The following is a 17,465-nucleotide window of genomic DNA, read 5'->3' as shown; positions in this document are numbered from 1 at the left end:
ACTCCGCGTGACGGGGAACGGTTGGGCGGAGCAGGCGTCCGGTGGTGTCCGTACCGGAGCGACGACCGGTGAACGGTGAGGGCGGCGGCCCCCTCCTGAGGGGAGGGAGCCGCCGCCCTCACGCGTGTCCGGGGTCGGTGCCGGATGCCCGGGTCCCGTCCCGGAGCGCCGGCCCCGCGCGAGCCCGGGTCAGTACCGCCGCGGGTCGCCGACGCGGCGGGGCCGGGCCAGTGTCAGTTTGTAGAGGAGTCGACACTGCTCGGAGGAGCCGATGAGGTCGGAGGTCTCCACCGGCCGGTTGCCGCTGAAGTGGGTGCGCTCCACCACCAGCACGGGTATCCCCGGCGCCGACCCGAGCAGGGAGGCCTCGGAGTCGCGCAGCGCGCGGACGCCCACCTCCTCCACCACGCGGTCGACCGGGTGGCCCGCCGCGCTGAGCCGTTCGAGCAGTCCGCTGCCGGGCGAGCTGTCGAAGGGGGTGCGCAGGGTGCCCGCGGTCAGGGACGCGGGCTCCCAGGACCGGTGCAGCGTGATCGGCAGTTCCGAGGACAGCCCGCGTGAGGTGGTGCGGTACACCGGTTCCCCCTCGCGCAGCCGCAGCCGCAGGCTCAGCGGCGGCGCGCACTGCTCCTGCTCGGTGCCGATCGACTCACGGCTGAGCCGCCCCAGGCCGGAGCCCGAGGAGGAGTCGGTCCGGCAGATCCGGAAGAGTTCGGGGACGGTGCGCACGTAGTACCCGGAGCCGGGCCTGGACTCGACCAGGCCCTCGGTGACCAGGAGCCGGAGCGCGGTGCGGGAGATCTGCTCGCTGACCCGGTAGGAGCGCGCCAGCCGGGTCCGGGAGGGCAGACGCGTGCCGGGCGGCAGTTCGCCGCTCAGTATCGGCCCGCGCAGCTGTTCCGCCAGCCAGAGGTACCTGGGTTGCCTGCCCACGGTCACCGGGCCTCGGCCGTGCGGCCTCCCGTCACCCGTTGGTCTCTGCGCTCGGCCAGGGGGACGGGGACGCCGTGGTCGACGGTGCCGGGGCCGCCACCGTCTCCGGTGGGGGACCCGGGGGAGAGAAGGGGAGTGAACCTGCCAGATCGCCGAAGCTCGCCCATGGTTCCCAGTAAAGCAGCGGAAGGGCCTGACAGGTGGACTTACCTGAAAGTAGTGACGTGCGTTCGGAAAGTCACCACGGAAACGGAATCCGGTCCTTGCGTAGTGGAAACGCCCGAAAAACGGAAGCACCACGGGAACCCCCGCTCAAAAGGTTACTCTGCGTAACAATAGGGAGTGTGCCTTGTTGGGGGAGACCATGATCACGAACCTCGCGGACCGCGCGGACACGGCCGTCACCTGGATGAGCGGGATCTTCGGAGTGGTCCTGGCGCTCGTGGGCCTGGCACTGCTGGTCCTGCTCCTCGCCGCGGTCATCTCGGCGCTGGCCGACCGCGACACCTCCGCGGGCGGCAAGCTGCTGTGGGTCATCTTCATCCTCTGGTTCCCGCTGTTCGGGGCGATCGCCTGGTTCGTGGTGGGCCGCAAGGGCCACCTCAACCGCTTCCTCGGCATCGACAAGGGGAGGGCGCGCCACACGATCCCGACCAGCGTCGGCCAGCACAGCGACGTGCCGCCCCACCGCAACGGACTGAGCCACGCCTGAACCCGGCGCCTGGCGCCGCGGCGGGGAGGAGAGCCCCGGAACCGGGACGGGACCCGGATCCGGGGCTCTCCCGTGTCCGGCTCCGGGAGGGAAGGGTTGTACACAGCCCTGTGGACAAGCGCGTCAGCGCTCTCCGGCCGGGTATCAGCCCTGTACCAGGACGCATCCGACCACACCTGGAAGGGGACCGGGAGATGGCCAGGAACGCCGACGTCGCCCGCGCCGTGGTGGACGAGGCGGGGACGACCCTCGCCGCCGAGGCCGGGATCCGGATGGCGGACAGACCCTCAGCGCTGTGGCAGCTGCTGGTGCTGGTCAACCTGCTGTCCGCGCGCATCTCGGCGCGGATCGCGATCGCCGCCGCCCGTGAGCTCAACGAGGCGGGCGGCACGACCCCCGACGGTATGGCCTCGCTCAGCTGGCAGGACCGCGTGGACGCGCTGGGGCGCGGGCACTACGTGCGCTACGACGAGAGCACCGCCACCCGGCTGGGCGAGTGCGTCGACCGGGTGCGCGAGGAGTACCAGGGCGACCTGCGCAGACTCGGGGAGCGCTCCGAGCACCGGGCGAGCCGGGTGGAGTCGATGGTCCGGGAGTTCTCCGGCATCGGGCCGACGGGCGCCGTGATGTTCTGCCGGGAGGTGCAGGCGGTGTGGCCCTGGCTGCGGCCCTACACCGACAAGTACGTGCTGGGCGGGGCCAAGAAGGTCGGCCTGCCGGAGGACGGCGGCAAGCTCGCCAAGCTCGTGGAGGGCGACGAGGTCGCGCACCTGGCGGCCGGGCTGGCCCGCATCGCGCGGGACGGGGACCTCGCCGACCGCGTCCGCGAGAGGGTCGGGTGAGGTCAGAGCGCCTCGAAGTCGGCGAAGTCGAAACCGGGGGAGACGAAGCAGCTGACCAGTGCCTCCCCGCCGCCCAGCGGGCGTGCGGCCTGCCAGGTGTCGGCCGGGACCACCGCCTGGAGGCGTTCTCCCCGCTCGATCCCCGAGCCCAGGGTCACCTGCCCGTCGGGCTCGGGCGCCTCTCCCGTGCCGCCGTACTCCAGCACCAGGGGCCCGCCCCGGTTGAACACCCACACCTCGTCGGAGCGCACCCGGTGCCAGCGTGACTCCTCCCCGGGGCCGAGCAGGAAGTGGATGCCGGTGGCGGTGGATCGCGGCCCCGGGTAGCCCTCCGGGTGTACGGTGACGCCGCTGTGCCAGGTCTGCCGGTACCAGCCGCCCTCGGGGTGCGGAAGCAGGTTCAGCGCCTCGGCCGTGGCGGGCCGCTCCTCGGCGCCCGTGTATCGACCCGAGGGGTCGCGGCGCAGGTAGCGCACGCCCGTCACGGCCTCGCGGGGGATGGGTCCGTAGACGTGCGGGAAGAGGACGTCTTCCCCGACGCCCGGTGGCGGGGCGGGTTCGGCGGCCTCCCAGCGCACCTCGCAGCCGACCGCGTCGGTGTCCACGACGAGGGCGACCAGCTGTTCGGCGGCCCGCGCGTACAGCGCGTTGGCCACCGCCAGCAGCGTGGCCTCGTCCGGCGAGGCGTGCACGAACCCCTGTGTGTGCAGGGAGTCGGCCTCGATGTCGCCGCCAGAGGTCCAGCGTTCGAGTTCGGTCATGTGCAGCACGTGGGGCATGCGGCCGACCGTACACCAGTCGGGGCGAGGCAGGACGTTGTCCACAGGCTGTGGACAACATGCGCGGGCAGACGCGATCACAGGTCCGCCGTCGTCTCCGCTGTCTGAAGTGAGTGCAGTGACGTGTAGCGCTGGTCCCGGGTGAGGGAGGCTCCGCCTCCGGCCCGCTCGTCGGGCAGGTCGGCCGAAAGCTCGCGGTGGCGGGAGTCCCCGTCGCGGGTGAGGAGGAAGACCTGGTAGCGGCCCTCGTGCCAGCCCCGGGCCCGGGAGGCCTGGATGACCTCGGCGATCCTGCGGTCGTCGCGGTCCGGCGAGGCCAGGAGCCGTGCGACGGCTCCGGGGGACCACTCGACCTGGTCGCGCCGGTGGACGATCGCGGGCACCGCGGCCTTGACCTCCCCGTCGGAGTGGAAGGCGATCCGCTCCACGTCCCGGAAGAAGCGGCCCGCCCGGCAGACGTAGGCGTGGCACTCCTGGTAGAGCGGCCAGGCGTCGTCGGCGGCCACGACCACGGTGTCCTCGGTGTCGACGGGGCGCTGCCGGTACACCCGCATCGCCCGGCTGCGCCGCCTGAGCCAGGCGGCCACCCGGGGGTCGATGTACTCGGCCGCCTCGAAGATCCGCCGGATCTCGAAGGGGACGTCGACGTTGAGCATGGAGTCGTGGTGGGCCAGTCGGTTCCTGAACTTGTGCACCCCGTCCAGGGCGACGGAGACCTCCTTGCGCTGCCCCGAGGAGTGCGGGAAGGCCCGGTGCAGGCATTCGCGCCACAACTGCTCGTACCTGGCGCCCACGAGACCTGACCAGAACCCGAAGGTCAGGCCCGCCACGATCTGGTCGCGCGTCTCGCGCGGGGCGGGGAAGCGCGTGGTGTTCCCGCGCAGGCGCTGGCGTACGAAGCCCACGGCCTCGCCGACGTACTCGCCACCGGGTACGGGCATGAGGAACCAGGGGATGCCGCTGGTGTCTTCTCTGTAGTGCTCTCGCAGGCAGCGGTCCAGGGTGTTGCGCAGCAGGACCTCCAGGTGCCCGACGTCCTCGAACGCCGCCGCGGCCATGTGGCCGCTCCACTCGTACACCGCGAGGGCGGCGTGTCTGTCGCCCCCGGTCATGTCGAGGTAGGGGGCCATCCGGGGCTCGGAGAGCCGACTCCACACGAGGTCAACGTCATCATCGACACCAGGCATGCGGAGAGGCTATCTTTGCGGGGAACGCCCCGGTGCCGCCTCTGTTCCACGCGCCCGGGGCTTTGTCGTGGGCTCGGCCGGGCCGGAGACGGTCAACCCACCTCACGGGTGTGAGCGCCCCGAGCGGGGGCTTCCGGGCGGAGGTGCTCCATCAGCTCACGTGAGCGTCTGCGGTCCTCTGGTTCAGTGCCGTCCCCGATCGGGTACCAGACGGCCGGGGTCAGCGGCGGGCCGAACGGCACACCCTCCACAGGCGCGGACAGGGCGTGCTCGACACCGAGGGAAGCCACCGCCTCCGCTCCGACGCCCAGCCCGACCTGAATTGTCAGGTCTGTCGAGCCGGGCTCGTACGTGAGATCCGGGCGTCCGGAGCGCCTGCGCACGCTGATCGTCCGGAGGTCTCCCCGGGCAGCCAGTTCTTCGACTAGGCCGGGCAGCACGGTCAGGTCCGGGTCCGCGCCCGGAGGGTAACCGATCGCGAGGGTGACGTGCTCTTGTACTCCGTCCGGGACTCTGGTGACGCGAAGCGTTCCGGTGAAGGGGCTGCCTCCTCCTTCCGGCGGCGGACTGTTGAGGACGAACCACGAGGCGTTGGGGGCGCGCCTGCGCGCCACCGCGGTGAGGTCGGCGGTGTCCCAGGACAGCGGTGTGGGTTCGCTGGTGCCCCACAGGGAGGGCACGGCCCCGGCCAGGGTCTGGGTCAGCAGCTCCACCGAGCCACCCAGGAGCAGGTTCCCCTCGGCGGGGTGAAGCAGGGACAGGTCCACCAGCAGGTGCGTGCCCGAAGCCTCGTCCCCGGGCACCTTGCCAGCTGTGTTCGCTGACGGATCACGAACGAAGCCCCACTCCTCGTGCCAGGCGAGGGGGAGACCGGAGAATCCGTCGTGGTACCTGCCCTCTGGAGTACGCACCACCCACCGGGTCATCGGGTGGGCCAGGGACGAGCGCAGGACGTGGGTCAGCCGTGAGCTGGAGGGGGTCACCAACTGGAAGCCCCGTCCCTCACGGGTGTGAGTGGTGATGGCGTCACCCAGCCACGTGGTCATCGGCACCACCGTCCGGTCCTGTATCGCCAGGGCGACCCGGTCGGTGGTCAGGGTGACGGCCGGGTGGTCAGTCGCCCCGAGCAGGAGAGGGTCGTCACGCCGCAGGGATGACGGAGACTGCCACACGACGCCGCCGAACTGAGCCACCAGGGAGTCCGCGAAGCGACGCACCATCCCGGCGGTGTCGGCTTCGCCGGGACCGGTTTCCGCGGCCAGGGCCTCCACCCAGTAGGGCTGGGCGGGCAGGTCGTCGCCGATGCCTTGGGCGAGCAACCTGTCTGCCTCGCTCGGGGAGGCGAGCTTCTGCGCGGCCTGGACCGCGGCGACCAGTCGCCCGGATCCGTCGCGGAGCTGGACGACGGCTCCCTCGGCGATTGAGCGCACGCGCAGGTCGGGCCCAGCCTGTACCAGCGCGTGTGTCAGCCCGCGCATGGTGGGAGCCCGCTCCAGAAGGGCGACCACGTCGTGTGTCATCGGAGTCCTCAGGTTAAACACGGTCGGTCACGACGAGTATTTTGCTGGGTATTTCATCTCATAGATTTTCCACATCACACGGGTGGGAATAGGATCATTTATTTTCAGAATGTAGATTTTTTTCTGGTATTGGTATCCTTTTTGTGGCGTAGTGATCTACTGGTCCAAGATGTCCAACGTGGCTGAATCAAGCGAGGTCTGGGGTTCTTTCTCGCGATACTGAAGTGCGGATCCTCGGCACATGGCGGCATCGTCTATCTGAATCAGTCTGGTCGTGTCAATCCCGAAACCGCCGCCTCGCTCGTAGAAGATGATGAGCGGGCTGAACATGTCCGGGATGTCAGGAAGCTCTTCTCCTGCGTCGCGCAAAGCGCTGAAGTGCAGTGCCCAGATGCAGGTGTCCTTCACCAAGGAGAAATTCTGAAGAAGGTCCTCGTTTTCTGTAACCATTGAAATGGTTTCTTTGCTGGCGCGCACGTCGGGGTTTATGATCTCGGCAGGGTCGAAAAACGGCCAAGCCTTGGCGTTGAGGTGGTGTGCCCAAAGGGCTGATCGTCGAAGGTACTCCTTCATCAAAGCGACCCTGGAGCGCGTGTGGTCGAAATTTCCTCGCCAGTCGACGCGTGACAGGCGTTCGGCTAATTCATGCGCGTACGGTGGGTCTGGGGTCCCTGGAAAATTTGGTATTTCATTCTCCTTCGCGCGAGGATTTTTTGTCCATGTAGCACTCGCATATATCCATGATCCTCTTGAGGGTGCCGATCCAGTCCTCTCCTTCGGGATCGTCCGGTTCGTAGCCTGTTTGCCACTGTCCCCAGAAAAGTTCTTCAAGCTCCTCGTTTGTAGGGTTCTCTTCGAGAAGCTGGCCTATCTGGCCATGAATTTTTGGTGCAAGTAGTTGTAGTGGTTCGACGTTCTGAAAAATCTCCTCCAGGGAGTCGCCGTCGATGGTCCAATCTTGATGGAGGTAGGCGGTAAAAAGGTGTTCGATCATGTCATATCTGTACTTGTATCTATTCATTGGTTGGCTCCTAGGTTTGTGTTGGGCGCTGGTGTTGGGAAGGAGGTATGTACGTAATACGGCGGGTCGAAATCTGGGTGGTATCTTAGCAGGACGCGAACGTTGCGGGGGTCTCTGGGAATCCATCCCGTGGGGTTGTTTTTGCTGCCCTGTCGCTCCAGTGCGAAACCTATTTCTCCTAGGTTGACCTCGACATCGCGTAGAACCAGGGAGTGGTTCTCTGGAAGGCTTGGATCGAGATCAAGCCACTCTTGTATCTCTTCTCCTCTCATTCTTATCGCCGTTGCCGTGGCAAGTTCGGCGGTTTCTAGATCTTTGTATCTTCCTGCGACTTTTCCTGAGAATGGTATTCCGGGGGGATCGGGGTTTTGAAGTGTTCTTTGCCTGAGGTAGTGGTCTGATTTCTCTACATGGCGCTCCAGTGTGTGTCCGAGTTGTTCGCCGTTATGGTATTCGTTTGCTTGAAGGCTGCCTCCGGGTATGTAGTCAGAAATTTCGATCTGAGGATTGTTGTTTTTCTCTTCTTCGGCGAGTTCCGGGTCTCCTGTGGGAAAGTTGAATTCATTACTTTCGAAGTATCCCTGTGAACCGCTGCTTCCACCGTGAAAGGAGTCGCCTAAACTTGTGCCGGGAGTGTCCGCATGGTTGTGTTCCGTGCCAGCGGTGGGGGTGTCGAGAGGACCTCCGCCGTTATGGGAGGGACCGCCACCTTCTCCGCTGCCTCCAGCCATGGCCATCTCGGGCTCTCGAAGAGGGCTGATGGCCCAGGGGGCGTCAGGATCCGTGGAGTCGAGCTGCTCGGGTAGGTCCGCATCGATGTCCTCCAGAATCCGGAAGAGTTCGGGGTCGTTGCGGATCATCTCGGCGAGGGTGAGTTCTTCCTGCGCCTCCCGGCTGGTGAGCTCAGGCAACTCGGCTCCGACAACGTCGTGTTCCGGGGCTCTAACGTGCTCTGGCGCGTCGGCGCGCTCTAGTGGGGACGCCTCGTCGGAGACTGGCACGTCGCTGTTTGATGTGGTGGATGGCCTGTCAGGTACTTCCTGGGACAGTGGGGGTGTGTCTGGGGTGGTGGGCGGTCCCTGGGTCTGGCTGTTCTCCAAATCGGAGAGGGATTCGTTCATCCCACCGATGCCGGAGGACTCGTAGTGGTCGTCGGCGCTGATGCCGCCCTCTTCCGGGGCCTGCGGGCTCTGCGAGCCGGAGTCCGCAGACCGGGGCCGGTTGCCACCGTTGCCGTTGCCTTCGGAGCCGTCATATCCGCCGGAGCCCTCGCCTCCGCCAGGTACGCCCTCCCCGCTTCCGATGCCGCCGAAGATGCGGGTGAGGCGGGAGGCTGCCATCGGAACGCCCACCACGGCCCCCACACCTGTCATGGACAACGCGACGCCGCCCACGATGAAGGCCGCGTTGGTGCCCAGCGTGCCCCACGCGTATCCGGGGCGCTCCTCCAACTCGGTCCAGGGGAAGAACCCGTGCAGGGCACTGAGTCCGGCGTCCGTGCTGACCTGGACACCCTCTCCGAAACTGTTCGTCCAGTCCTGGGTCTCCGGGTTCCAGACCCCGGCCGCCGCTCCCATGCCAGCGAGGACGTCGCCCCAGTAGGCGTCGAAGTTGTCACCCCAGTCGCCGGTGAACCATCCCGGTTCGCCGTAGGCTCCGACCGCGCCGCCCACGTCCTCGACGCTGCCCCGCACCACGTCCCAGGCCGCCCAGGCGGCGTCCACGGTCCAGAAGTGGTCGATGCCCTGCGGGGTGCCCCACGGTGTGGCGACGTTCTCCAGCGGTTCATCGAAGCCGTAGACCATCTCGTCGGCACCCGGCTGGGTGGTGCCCTCGGCGTCGCCCGCGATGAAGGTCGTGCCGCCGAACGTACCGGTGATTGCGTTGGCGCACGTCCGCTCGGCCTCCTGGTACTCGTGTACCAGCCCGTTGATGCGGCTGAGGAGGGCGTCGTGCTCCTGGCCTTTCTTGCTCTCGAAGTCGAAGGGGTGCTCACCGCTGTTCCAGTCCTCGTTCCCCTCGATGTCGGCGAGGAATTGACGGGCCTCGCCCTGTGCGGCAATCAGTTCGCCGCGGATCCGCTGAGCCGTCTCGGCGAAGGTCTCCAGGGCTTGGGCCGCCGTGTTCAGGGCTGTCTCGGCCTCGTCGCCCTTGGTCGACACGGGGTCCACCGCGGCGAAGAGGGTCTCGGACTCAGGGGCGCTGTAGACGGACTGGAGGCCGGCCCAGGTCGACTTGATGTCGTGGCCCGCCTGGGAGATGTCGCCGCCGTCCGACTTCATGCCAGCGGCGGCGGATTCGATTTCCCAGGTGTTGGCCGCGGGGATGGGGATCGCGTCCGGGTTGATCAAGCCGTCACTCACGGGGATGTCTCCGTCGGGGTGGGGGCGGGGGCGAGACGAGTGGCACTGGGGGAGGAGTGGGACCCGGTCCGCGTGGGCGTCGGTTCGCTCAGTAGGGGCTGACGGGTTGGCCGCCCCCGGCGCCGTCCACCGGTTCGGGGATCTTTCCGGCGTTGGCCTGGGACTCGGCGGCCATCTCCAGGTTTCCGTTCACGTAGTACAGGGTGGCGTCGCTCGCTCCGGTGACCGCGCTGGAGGAGATGGAGACCATGTCACCGATCTCGCCGAAGTAGTGGTCGGCGAACTCCGCCAGGGCCATGCCGATGGGGTCGCTGGCGGCCCCGCTGCTGGCCTCGTTGAGGTGGGTCTCCAGGGAGCTCATGTGACTGGTGAGTCCTTCGGTGCCCTCCTCGTCGCCCACATGACCTGAGACGCTCGTCAGGATCGCGCTGACCTCCGAGGGCTGGATGTTCCACGCCGACAAGTGGCTCTCCTTCGGTCGCGGGGGCGCTGTAAGTCGATTCCTCTGCGTTGTCGAATGATGTCGCAGACGGCACAAGAAGGTCCAATCACTATGAAAGACCTTTTGAGGGCAGGCGGACACCTGTCATACCTGGTGGGAGGGATATCGGTTCCGTGCCCAGCCGCTGTGGGGGTCCATGTCACGTGTCCGGAACCGGTCAGCGCGCCTGTGGACGACGAAGTCCCCGTCTGCCCGGTGTCGGCGGACGGGGACTGCTGGTTCTGCGGTTAGTGGTGGGTGTTCTTGGTGCCTCTGATGAAGGCGTGCCACTCGGTGCGGTCGAACATGAGAGGCGCTTGCTCCGGCGCCTTGGAGTCGCGGACCGCGTGGAGGGTCGGTGTGTCCGCCACCTCTACGCACGCCTGAGCGTTAGCGCTGTAAGAGGACTTGCGGAACGCCAGGTCGAACATCGGTATCACTCATGTCCTTCTACGTGTAGTCGTCACGCAACATCTGCTCGATGAACTCCACCGATGGGCCGGGCAGAAGTGCCGAGCCTTGTAGGTGCCCGTACACGTCGTTGTGCCGTTCGATCTGGTGGGGTTCCTCCAGGAACAGGCTAGTAGTGACCGACTCGGTGAACGCGAGTGTCTGGTCCAGAGGGTCCTCGAAGTCGAGAAGGATGAAGGAGCCGAGCATCGCGGAGTGGGCGCCTGCGGAGAAGGGAAGCACTCGGAGGTCCACGTTGTGCCTGGTGGCCGAGTTGACGAGGTGCTGAAGCTGCTCACGCATGACGCCAGGTCCGCCGACCATTCGGCGTAGGGTGCCCTCGTCGAGGATCGCGTACAGCTTGGCCGGGTGCACACCCTCCAGGATCCTCTGTCGCTCCAACCTGGCCTGTACATGACGCTCGACGACGCTGGCGGGATGGGCGGCGCCTCCGCGAAAGATGGCGGCCGCGTAGTCGGGTGTCTGGAGGAGGCCGGTGATGACCTGCGCTTCGAAGGTGCGGATGATCGACGCTTCGGTTTCGAAGTCGGGCAGTGCCCCCGGGCCGAAGACATCACGGTAGTCAGACCACCAGCCACGCTGCTTCGCTTCCTTCGCGAGCTGCATGAGTCCCTCGCGGTAGCGCTCATCAGAGACCTTGTACAGATCGAGGAGCTTGCTCAGATCCGCCTGGTTGATGCCCTGATCCGCGCGTTCGATCCGCGTGATCTTGGAGTGCTGCCAGCCGAGGGTCTTGGCTGCGGTAGCTCCGGTCAGCCCCGACTCCTCCCGGAGTTTGCGTAGCTCTGCGGCGAGACGGCGACGGCGCACGCTGGGGCTTTGGGCACGGGGACGACGCATGGACCGATGGTAACGCTTCACGCCACCCCAATCTCTGGAGTTTGCTTCCAGTCTCTTGCTAAATCGCAGTTTGCTATGCATGATGTTGGTAGTCAGCTTATTGCTCAGAGTAGTGGCTGAGTGCTTCGGTGCGGAGCGTTTCGTGTGAATCACATGAGACCTGCCGCCATGCTCAGCAGATCCGGATCGCCGTGAGGAGCGAGGAACGAGGATGAAAACCACTGGTCAGTTCAAGGGAAACGAGGCTGCCGGGCCCTCTGGCAAGGATTCGGGAAGCGGGGAGTGGCAGGCCTTCGGCAGGCGGGTTGAGCAACTCCGGCTGGCGGCGGGACTCTCCCACGAGGACCTCGCCATGCGCGAGGCGCTGAGCGCCGACGAGCTGCGCCGCGTCGAGTCCGGAACCACTGTCCCGTTCCGCTCCACCGCGAACTACCTCGACGGGAGGACCGGGGCGAGGGGACGCCTGGTCAACGCCTGGGCCCGCGCGACCATCAACGCCCACCTCGCGTCCGGAGCGCCCCCGCACGGGCTCGACTCCGGTGCGGGCACCGTCCGCGAGTTCCACCCCGGGCTCATTCCCGCGTCACTCCAGACCCACGACTACTCCACCGCTCTGGGCCGGGACCACGGCCGTGGCAGGAAGAGCGGGTGGAACAGGAGCGACGGCCTGCGCGTGGTCGTCAACGAGACGGCCCTGCGCACCGCGATCGGCGGCCGGGAGGTGATGCGCGAACAACTGCGGCGTCTCCGCTGCTCCGTTCGCGACAGCGGTCTGCGCTTCCAGATCATCCCCCGGGAAGCACGCGAACACCCCTGCCCCATGGGTCCCTTCCGCCTGCTGACGCTGGGCCCCTCCTACACCGTCGCCCACGTCATGGCTCCCTGCGGCGACGGCCAGCTCATCACCGAACCCGGCGACGTCCAAGCGTTCATCGACCTGTTCGAGGACCTGCGCGGCGCCGCGCTTCCGACGGCCGAATCCCTGGACCTGCTCACCGACATCGCGGCCGCGTTCGACACGACTCCCGCACGCAGGGCCATCACGGCCGGTCAGGCCGACAGTGACACGTCCACACCGCTCGGCGGTGTCGCCGCCCAGCACGCCGCCCGCTGAAGCCGGAAGAAAGAGAAAAGCCCTGGCGGGTGCAATCACACCCCCAGAGCAGGCCGACATCCAAGCAATAACCAGAAAGCGAGCTGTCGACATGTCCATTGTGCCGCAGGTGATACCCGCCGATTCCCGGTGGAAGGCCCGGATCTACCCCGGAACCCTCTCCCGGATGTCCGACGTCCGAGCCGACGTGCGCACCGACCTGGCCGGGTTCGACGACGACCTGGTCGAGACGGTGGTCCTGTGCGCCAGCGAGGCCGCCGCCAACGCCGTCGAGCACACCTGTTCCGGAGAACCCGGAGGACGTGTGCTCCGCTCTCTGTTCCTCACCAACCCCGGTGTCCTGCGCCTGGTCCTGGTGGACGACGGCGCCCGGGAGACCGCGCCGCGCATACCCGAACAGCGCACCGAGACGGAGTGGATGACCGCCGAACGCGGACGCGGACTCCTCCTCATCGACAACCTCGCACAGACCTGGGGTACCTACCCGGTCGTCCCGTTCCCCTTCTGCGCCGACCTGGGAACGGCCGTGTGGGCCGAGTTCACCATCCCCGGTACGGGCGAGGCCCTCCGATGACCGCCGTCACCGTGAACCCGCGCATGCGGGAGGTGCTCGGCGCACCCCGGGGCCGTCGCTTCTCCCGCCCCTCGCACACCTCCGAGCCCACCCCGCTCACGAGGGAACAGCGGCTCCTCGAAGAGATGCGCAGCAACCCACGGGTCGCCTACCGGCTCGAACACGGGGTCCTGCCCCATTGGATGAGGGTGGCCGAGGAGCGCCGCGTTCAGCGGAACCGGGCCTCGTCCCGGCCAGGCGTTCTGGAGGAGGGAACCGAACCCGCCGAGGGCGGACGCCACCGCCGCCACCAGCGGCCCCTCCGCGAACGGTTCCGGTGGTCCGACTGGCGGATGCTGGCCTACGGCGCGGCCGTCGCGGGCGGGTCCCTTCTCGGCCAGGTCTTCGCCATGCCGCCCTGGTGGCGTGTCCTCTCGCCCGTTCGCCCGCCCGCTCGCTCGTTCGGCTGTCCACAGCCTGTGGACAGCGGTGGCCGCCACGCCGGGACCTCCGGTGTCGGAGCGGTGAGGGCGCCGCCCTGTCACTCTGTCACCCTGTCGGTTCGTCGCCGTGTCGACTCGTCGGCATGTCCCCGCGTCCACTTGTCCACAGGCTGTGAACGGAATCCGCCGCGTCCGCCCGGAAACGACGGGGCCGGACGTGCGGCCCCGGGAACGACGGACGCCCCGGCCGTTTCCGGCCGGGGCGTCGCGTGTACCGAGCGCCGGACGCTACAGGATGATCCGCATCGGCTCTTCCAGGATCTCCGCGAGGTCCTTGAGGAACGCGGCGCCCACGGCGCCGTCCACCGCGCGGTGGTCCACCGACAGCTCCAGGGAGATCCGGTTGCGCACGGCGACCTCGCCGTCCACGACCACCGGCTCCTGGCGCATCGCGCCGACCGCGAGGATGGCGGCCTCCGGCGGGTTGATCACCGCGGAGAAGCTGTCCACGCCGAACATGCCCAGGTTGGACACGCTGAACGTGCCGCCGCTCATCTCCTGCGGCTTGAGCTTGCCGTCACGGGCCTTGCCCGCCAGCTCGCGCGTGCGCGTGGAGATCTCCGACAGCGTCGCCTTGTCGGTGTCGTGCAGCACCGGCACCACGAGCCCGGCGTCCACGGCCACGGCCACACCGACGTTGACCCGGTGGTGCTGGAGCAGCTTGTCGTCCACCCACGAGGTGTTCACCGCCGGGTGCAGCTTCAGCGCCGTCGCGCTGGCCTTGACGATCAGGTCGTTGAAGCTGACCTTCACGCCCGTGCTGGACAGCTGCTCGTTGATCTGCGCGCGGAAGGCCTTGAGCTTCTCGGCGTCGATCGTGCGGCGCAGGTAGAAGTGCGGCACCGTCTGCTTGCTCTCGGTCAGGCGGCGCGCGATCACCTTGCGCACGTTGCTGACCTTGAGCTCCTCGGAGGCGCGGCCGTCGTCGAAGGCCGGAGCGGTCGCCGCCTTCTCCGCGGCGGGCTTGGCCTCCTCCTTGGGCTGCGCGGCGGGTGCGGCCTGCTCGGCGGCACCGCCTTCCCGGGCGGCCTCGATGTCGGCGCGCACGATCCGGCCCTTGGGGCCCGACCCCTGGATCTTGTTGATGTCCAGGCCGTACTCCTTGGCCAGGCGCCGGGCCAGCGGGGAGGTGCGCGGGCGCGCGGCCTCGTCGCCGGAGGCCGGGGCGGATTCCTCGGACTCCTCCGCCTCCTTCTCCGTGCCCTCGGCGGCCTCCTGGATCTCCTCCGCCTTCTCGCCCTGCTCCTCCGCGGCGGGCTCGGGCTCCGAGCCGCCGTCGCCGGAGTCCTCGGGCACCGCGTCAGGGGAGTCGGCGATCACGCCGATGACCGCGCCGATCGGCACCGTCTCACCCTCGGAGACGGACTGCTTGACCAGGTAGCCGTCCTCGTAGGCCTCGTACTCCATGACGGCCTTGTCGGTCTCGATCTCGACCAGGACGTCACCGGAGGCGACCTTGTCGCCCACGTTCTTGACCCACGTGCTGATGACGCCTTCCTCCATGGTGTCGGAGAGGCGCGGCATCTGGATCTCGCTCATGCTTGAAACTCCCTCTACCCGACCCGTTTGCCGACGGCGCTCAGGGTCTCCTTGATGGCGGTGCTGATCGACTCGACCGACGGCAGGGCCGCCGTCTCCAGCGGCTTGGCGTAGGGCATGGGGACCTCCGCCATCGCCACCCGGCGGACCGGGGCGTCGAGGTAGTCGAAGGCGCCCTCCTGGATCGAGGCGGCGATCTCCGCGCCGATCCCGTAGGTCAGCCAGTCGTCCTCGCAGATCACCGCGGAGCCGGTCTTCTTGACCGAGTCCACGAAGGTCTGGCGGTCCAGCGGCCGCAGGCTGCGCAGGTCGACGACCTCGACGTCGATGTCCTCCTCGGCCAGCTTCTCGGCGACCTGGTTCGCGACCATGGCCATCCGGGAGTAGCCGATGAGGGTGATGTCGCTGCCCTCGCGGGTGACCTTGGCGCGGCCGATGGTGGCGACGTTGTCGTTCTCCGGCTCGGCGTAGTCGTCGGGGACCTCGCCCTTGGAGTTGTACAGGCCCAGGTTCTCCAGGAACAGGACCGGGTCGTCGTCGCGGATCGCCGCGCGCAGCATCTGCGAGGCCTCGGCCGGGGTGCTGGGAGCGAGCACCTTCAGGCCGGGGATGAACGAGTAGAACAGCTCGATGTTCTGCGAGTGCGTGGCGCCGAGCTGCTGGCCGCCGCCGCCGGGCGTGCGGATGACCATGGGCACGCTCGTCTGTCCGCCGAACATGCCGTAGATCTTGGCGGCGTGGTTGATGATCTGGTCGATGGCGATCAGCGAGAAGTTGATCGTCATCAGCTCGACGACCGGGCGCAGGCCCAGCATGGCCGCGCCGACGGCCGCGCCGACGAAGCCCTCCTCGGCGATCGGGGTGTCCTTGACCCTGCGCGGGCCGAACTCCTTGAGCAGGCCCTCGGTGATCTTGTAGGAGCCCTCGAAGACGCCGATCTCCTCGCCCATGACGAGGACGTTCTCGTCGCGGACCATCTCGGCGCGAAGGGTGTCCCGCAGAGCCTGGCGGTAAGTGATCACAGACATGTGGGTTCCTTCCCTACTCCGCGAACACCGGGTCGGCGGGCATGCGGGTGGACTCGTTGGGCACCGGGGTGGCGTAGGTGTAGTCGAAGAGGGTGGAGACCTCCGGGTGCGGGCTGTTCTCGGCGAAGTCCGCGGCCTCGGCGACCTCGGCCTTGACGGAGGCGGCGATCTCCTCGCGCAGCTCGTCGGTGAGGACGCCCTCCTCGGTGAGCCTGGCCTCGAACAGGGCGATCGGGTCGTTCTCCTCCGACCGCGCCTCGTCCTTCTGCTCGTCGGTGCGGTACTTGGCCGGGTCGACCACGGAGTGGCCCTTCATCCGGTAGCTCCACGCCTCCAGCAGGAACGGGGTCTGCTCCTCGCGGGCGCGCTCGATGAGCCTGGACGCGGTGTCGCGGACCGCGAGCACGTCGCGGCCGTCCACGCGCTCGCCCTCGATGCGGAAGGCGGCGCCGCGCTTGTACAGGTCGGGCTCGGCGGAGGACATCTCGACCGTGGTGCCCATGCCGGTGAAGTTGTTGATCACCACGAAGACGATCGGCAGGTTCCACAGCTTGGCGATGTTGAGCGTCTCGTGCCAGGCGCCGATGTTGGTGGTGCCGTCGCCCATCTGGCACATGACGACCTCGTCGCCGCCCCGGTAGGAGACGGCGAGCGCGGCGCCGGCGGCCAGCGGCAGCTGTCCGCCGACGATGCCGTAGCCGCCGAGCATGCGGGTCTCGGTGTCGTACATGTGCATCGAGCCGCCCCAGCCCTTGGACACGCCGTCGGTGCGCCCGTAGAGCTCGGCCATGACCCGCTTGGGGTCCATGCCCTTGCCGATCGCGTACCCGTGGTCACGGTAGTTCGTGAACAGGTAGTCGCGCTCCTGGAGGGCGGTCATCAGGCCGACGACCGTGGCCTCCTCGCCGAGGTTGAGGTGACAGTAGCCGCCGATCCTGGCCTGGGTGTAGGCCTGGGCCGTGCGCTCCTCGAACCGCCGGATGAACACCATCTGGCGGTAGTAGTCGAGGAGGGTGTCGGGCTTCTCGTCGGCGAGGCCGGGGGAGGTGTCCTTGCGGGTGGTACGCCGCCGGGTCCCTGAGGACCTGGCGGTGCGGCCCTTCGGCTTGGCCGTGTCAGCCATGGTGTGCCTTTCTACGTACGAGAAGGCCTGGGGCCCCGGGTCTGTGGACCGGGGTACCAGGCCCGCCGTGGCCGCGCTGTCGGGTGCGACCGTGGCGTGCGCAGCCACCCGGCTCATGCGGTGGCGGCGCTCTGTGGCTGTTGCGGGGCGCGTCCCGGGGGAGGGTGGCTCGTCCTCTCCCGGACACGAAGCGCTGGTGGGGTCTCGTGTGCAGTTGTCCGCAGAACCCCTGCCGCATTGCTTCCCGGTCTGCACCCGCGTATGCGTCCGTGGTCCGGCGCGGCGGTTGCCGGTCGCACGGGTTCGTCCACCGGCCGGATGAACGACTCCGCTTGCCCGGGAGGGGTTCGCTCGTGTGTGATGTGTGTCGCGCACACTCTACGGTCTGATCGATGATCGATCAATACAACTCTATGGCAGAAGGTCCGGTTTCGGTGCGACGGGGCAGGTCACCGC

The 17,465-nt window shown here is 67.8% G+C and carries 17 protein-coding genes; 4 read left to right on the top strand and 13 right to left on the bottom strand.

Features of this window, described 5'->3' with window-relative positions:
* Positions 1-189 precede the first annotated feature (189 nt).
* Entirely contained in the window at positions 190-933 is a 744-nt protein-coding gene (locus tag ACSTA4_RS29630; RefSeq protein WP_013155802.1) for a GntR family transcriptional regulator, read from the bottom strand.
* Positions 934-1,297: 364 nt separating this feature from the next.
* Between ACSTA4_RS29630 and ACSTA4_RS29625 the strand changes: the two genes are divergently transcribed.
* Together ACSTA4_RS29625 and ACSTA4_RS29620 are read left to right on the top strand one after the other, a co-directional pair.
* Positions 1,298-1,645, top strand: a complete 348-nt coding sequence (locus ACSTA4_RS29625) for a PLD nuclease N-terminal domain-containing protein (protein WP_444961948.1) — start codon at positions 1,298-1,300, stop codon at positions 1,643-1,645.
* A 194-nt stretch (positions 1,646-1,839) separates the two neighbouring features.
* Positions 1,840-2,487 carry an endonuclease gene (locus ACSTA4_RS29620; RefSeq protein ID WP_444961947.1) on the top strand — a complete coding sequence of 216 codons (648 nt, stop codon included), beginning with the start codon at positions 1,840-1,842 and terminating at the stop codon, positions 2,485-2,487.
* A gap of 2 nt (positions 2,488-2,489) precedes the next feature.
* On the opposite strand, the gene ACSTA4_RS29615 is transcribed toward ACSTA4_RS29620, so the two are convergent.
* The 9 genes from ACSTA4_RS29615 to ACSTA4_RS29575 all read right to left on the bottom strand — a co-directional run bounded on the left by ACSTA4_RS29615 (position 2,490) and on the right by ACSTA4_RS29575 (position 11,149).
* On the bottom strand, positions 2,490-3,266 hold the full coding sequence (locus ACSTA4_RS29615) for a cupin domain-containing protein (RefSeq protein ID WP_444961946.1): 777 nt from the start codon (positions 3,264-3,266) through the stop codon (positions 2,490-2,492).
* 77 nt (positions 3,267-3,343) lie between these two features.
* A complete protein-coding gene (locus tag ACSTA4_RS29610) occupies positions 3,344-4,453 on the bottom strand; it encodes a hypothetical protein (protein WP_444961945.1) in 1,110 nt (369 codons plus the stop codon).
* Between the two features lie 92 nt (positions 4,454-4,545).
* The gene (locus ACSTA4_RS29605) at positions 4,546-5,973 is read right to left on the bottom strand and encodes a DUF6177 family protein (RefSeq protein ID WP_444961944.1); all 1,428 of its coding nucleotides are present in this window, start codon (positions 5,971-5,973) and stop codon (positions 4,546-4,548) included.
* A gap of 156 nt (positions 5,974-6,129) precedes the next feature.
* On the bottom strand, positions 6,130-6,546 hold the full coding sequence (locus ACSTA4_RS29600; RefSeq protein ID WP_444961943.1) for a hypothetical protein: 417 nt from the start codon (positions 6,544-6,546) through the stop codon (positions 6,130-6,132).
* Positions 6,547-6,661: 115 nt separating this feature from the next.
* Positions 6,662-6,967, bottom strand: a complete 306-nt coding sequence (locus ACSTA4_RS29595) for a contact-dependent growth inhibition system immunity protein (RefSeq protein WP_444961942.1) — start codon at positions 6,965-6,967, stop codon at positions 6,662-6,664.
* 23 nt (positions 6,968-6,990) lie between these two features.
* Positions 6,991-9,357: an RNase A-like domain-containing protein gene (locus tag ACSTA4_RS29590; RefSeq protein ID WP_444961941.1), complete on the bottom strand. Its 2,367-nt coding sequence runs from the start codon at positions 9,355-9,357 to the stop codon at positions 6,991-6,993.
* 88 nt (positions 9,358-9,445) lie between these two features.
* A complete protein-coding gene (locus tag ACSTA4_RS29585) occupies positions 9,446-9,820 on the bottom strand; it encodes a DUF6507 family protein (protein WP_174546057.1) in 375 nt (124 codons plus the stop codon).
* Positions 9,821-10,086: 266 nt separating this feature from the next.
* Positions 10,087-10,269, bottom strand: coding sequence for a DUF397 domain-containing protein (locus ACSTA4_RS29580; RefSeq protein ID WP_358456168.1), 183 nt, complete (start codon positions 10,267-10,269; stop codon positions 10,087-10,089).
* 19 nt (positions 10,270-10,288) lie between these two features.
* Complete coding sequence (locus ACSTA4_RS29575) at positions 10,289-11,149, bottom strand: helix-turn-helix domain-containing protein (RefSeq protein ID WP_444961940.1); 861 nt, start codon at positions 11,147-11,149, stop codon at positions 10,289-10,291.
* A gap of 211 nt (positions 11,150-11,360) precedes the next feature.
* Between ACSTA4_RS29575 and ACSTA4_RS29570 the strand changes: the two genes are divergently transcribed.
* Positions 11,361-12,263, top strand: coding sequence for a helix-turn-helix domain-containing protein (locus ACSTA4_RS29570; RefSeq protein ID WP_444961939.1), 903 nt, complete (start codon positions 11,361-11,363; stop codon positions 12,261-12,263).
* Between the two features lie 166 nt (positions 12,264-12,429).
* A complete protein-coding gene (locus ACSTA4_RS29565; RefSeq protein WP_444961938.1) occupies positions 12,430-12,837 on the top strand; it encodes an ATP-binding protein in 408 nt (135 codons plus the stop codon).
* Positions 12,838-13,547: 710 nt separating this feature from the next.
* On the opposite strand, the gene ACSTA4_RS29560 is transcribed toward ACSTA4_RS29565, so the two are convergent.
* From ACSTA4_RS29560 to pdhA, 3 genes are read right to left on the bottom strand one after another with little or no spacing between them, the layout of a single operon-like run.
* Positions 13,548-14,858 (bottom strand): pyruvate dehydrogenase complex dihydrolipoamide acetyltransferase, encoded by a 1,311-nt coding sequence (locus ACSTA4_RS29560; RefSeq protein WP_444961937.1) that lies wholly within the window; start codon positions 14,856-14,858, stop codon positions 13,548-13,550.
* A gap of 14 nt (positions 14,859-14,872) precedes the next feature.
* Positions 14,873-15,886, bottom strand: coding sequence for an alpha-ketoacid dehydrogenase subunit beta (locus tag ACSTA4_RS29555; RefSeq protein ID WP_248772813.1), 1,014 nt, complete (start codon positions 15,884-15,886; stop codon positions 14,873-14,875).
* A 13-nt stretch (positions 15,887-15,899) separates the two neighbouring features.
* On the bottom strand, positions 15,900-17,009 hold the full coding sequence (pdhA, locus tag ACSTA4_RS29550) for a pyruvate dehydrogenase (acetyl-transferring) E1 component subunit alpha (RefSeq protein WP_444961936.1): 1,110 nt from the start codon (positions 17,007-17,009) through the stop codon (positions 15,900-15,902).
* Positions 17,010-17,465: the final 456 nt, after the last annotated feature.

The sequence above is a fragment of the Nocardiopsis sp. M1B1 genome (genome assembly GCF_052466615.1).
This window is presented reverse-complemented; position numbering and strand designations above follow the sequence as displayed.

Bases quoted from the DNA above. Each gene is read 5' to 3' on its own strand.
- ACSTA4_RS29625 (WP_444961948.1), top strand. From the start codon at position 1,298: ATGATCACGAACCTCGCGGACCGCGCGGACACGGCCGTCACCTGGATG.
- ACSTA4_RS29620 (WP_444961947.1), top strand. From the start codon at position 1,840: ATGGCCAGGAACGCCGACGTCGCCCGCGCCGTGGTGGACGAGGCGGGG.
- ACSTA4_RS29615 (WP_444961946.1), bottom strand. From the start codon at position 3,266: ATGCCCCACGTGCTGCACATGACCGAACTCGAACGCTGGACCTCTGGC.
- ACSTA4_RS29610 (WP_444961945.1), bottom strand. From the start codon at position 4,453: ATGCCTGGTGTCGATGATGACGTTGACCTCGTGTGGAGTCGGCTCTCC.
- ACSTA4_RS29605 (WP_444961944.1), bottom strand. From the start codon at position 5,973: ATGACACACGACGTGGTCGCCCTTCTGGAGCGGGCTCCCACCATGCGC.
- ACSTA4_RS29600 (WP_444961943.1), bottom strand. From the start codon at position 6,546: ATGAAGGAGTACCTTCGACGATCAGCCCTTTGGGCACACCACCTCAAC.
- ACSTA4_RS29595 (WP_444961942.1), bottom strand. From the start codon at position 6,967: ATGATCGAACACCTTTTTACCGCCTACCTCCATCAAGATTGGACCATC.
- ACSTA4_RS29580 (WP_358456168.1), bottom strand. From the start codon at position 10,269: ATGTTCGACCTGGCGTTCCGCAAGTCCTCTTACAGCGCTAACGCTCAG.
- ACSTA4_RS29575 (WP_444961940.1), bottom strand. From the start codon at position 11,149: ATGCGTCGTCCCCGTGCCCAAAGCCCCAGCGTGCGCCGTCGCCGTCTC.
- ACSTA4_RS29570 (WP_444961939.1), top strand. From the start codon at position 11,361: ATGAAAACCACTGGTCAGTTCAAGGGAAACGAGGCTGCCGGGCCCTCT.
- ACSTA4_RS29565 (WP_444961938.1), top strand. From the start codon at position 12,430: ATGTCCGACGTCCGAGCCGACGTGCGCACCGACCTGGCCGGGTTCGAC.
- ACSTA4_RS29560 (WP_444961937.1), bottom strand. From the start codon at position 14,858: ATGAGCGAGATCCAGATGCCGCGCCTCTCCGACACCATGGAGGAAGGC.
- ACSTA4_RS29555 (WP_248772813.1), bottom strand. From the start codon at position 15,886: ATGTCTGTGATCACTTACCGCCAGGCTCTGCGGGACACCCTTCGCGCC.
- pdhA (WP_444961936.1), bottom strand. From the start codon at position 17,009: ATGGCTGACACGGCCAAGCCGAAGGGCCGCACCGCCAGGTCCTCAGGG.